This window comes from Pseudomonadota bacterium (assembly GCA_010028905.1).
In the GTDB taxonomy this organism is placed as follows: domain Bacteria; phylum Vulcanimicrobiota; class Xenobia; order RGZZ01; family RGZZ01; genus RGZZ01.
Window position 1 is genome coordinate 1 of the sequence record RGZZ01000852.1, and the last position, 1,260, is coordinate 1,260.

Below are 1,260 nucleotides of genomic sequence, written 5' to 3' on the forward strand. Positions count from 1 at the left end.
CGCCGAGGGCGATCTTGGCGGCGAGGAACATGTCGATGGGACCTCCCCGTTGCATGTCTTGGTAGATCGAGAGATACGTCTGCTCCGCTTCGTCGTAGTGTCCGACGGCCAGCAGCAGATCGGCGGCCTCGCCTCGCTCTTCGTAGGATGGGCATTCCGACCCCATGTTCATGTCGGCCTTCTCCTGCTCTCTGGCGCTGTGATGTCGCATGCCTGGCGCAGCCGTGCTTCGAGTGCTGCGCGGTCGTCTGCGTGGAGGGTGACGTGACCGAGCTTTCGACCCGGTCGGGGAGACTTGCCGTAGAGATGCAGATGCGCGCCCTCGATGGCGAGCAGCGCTCGCGTGTCCGGCAGGGTGCCGACGAGGTTCACCATCGCGGTGAACCCGCGTGGCACCGTGCTGCCCAGGGGAAGGCCGCACACCGCGCGCACGTGGTTCTCGAACTGCGAGGTCTCCGTTCCTTCGATGGTGAGATGTCCGCTGTTGTGCACCCGCGGGGCGAGCTCGTTGGCCATCAGGGCGCCGTTGACGACGAAGAGCTCGAGGGCGAGAACGCCGACGTGCCCGAGGGACTCCACCAGGCGCGATGCGAGCGCTCGGGCGGCGCCTGTGAGCGGATCGTCGGGCTGCATCACCGAGATCGACAGCATGCCATCGACGTGGGTGTTCTCGATGAGGGGCCAGTGCCGTGTCTCGCCATCGATGGAACGCACGACGAGCATCGAGACCTCGCGCTCGAACGCCACGTGGCGCTCGACGATGGTCTCCACGTCGGGCCAGCCGGCCGCCACGGCGTCGAGGGTGGCGGGGTCGGCAACGAAGGCCTGTCCCTTGCCGTCATAGCCGAGCGCGCAGGTCTTCAGCCGGACGGGAAGCCCCAGGGTACTTGCAACGGACACGATCTCGGCGCGCCCGCGCGCGGGGGCGAATGCGGCCGTGTCGATCTGCAGATCGCCGAAGAGCGCCTTCTCGCGAAGACGGTGCTGCCCCACCTTGAGCGAGACAGGGCCAGGTCGCACGGGAACGCGTCGCGACAGCCCATCGACCACCTCGAACGGCACGTTCTCGAACTCATAGGTGATGGCGTCGAGACCGTTTGCGAAACCCGCGCACGCGGCATCGTCGAGGTATGACGCGGTGACGCACTCCGCCGCAACGGCGGCGGGGGGAGAGGGCGCCGGGTCGAGGCAGCGCACTGCGATGCCGAGGGGGGCTGCCGCCAGGGCGAGCATGCGCCCCAGCTGCCCTGCGCCGAGAAC

Annotated in this window: 1 protein-coding gene; it reads right to left on the reverse strand. The window is 68.0% G+C overall.

Annotated features, from left to right (window positions below; genetic code table 11):
- Positions 1-168: 168 nt before the first annotated feature.
- The coding region (locus tag EB084_25855) for a 5-(carboxyamino)imidazole ribonucleotide synthase (protein ID NDD31689.1) at positions 169-1,260 on the reverse strand (1,092 nt) is incomplete at its 5' end.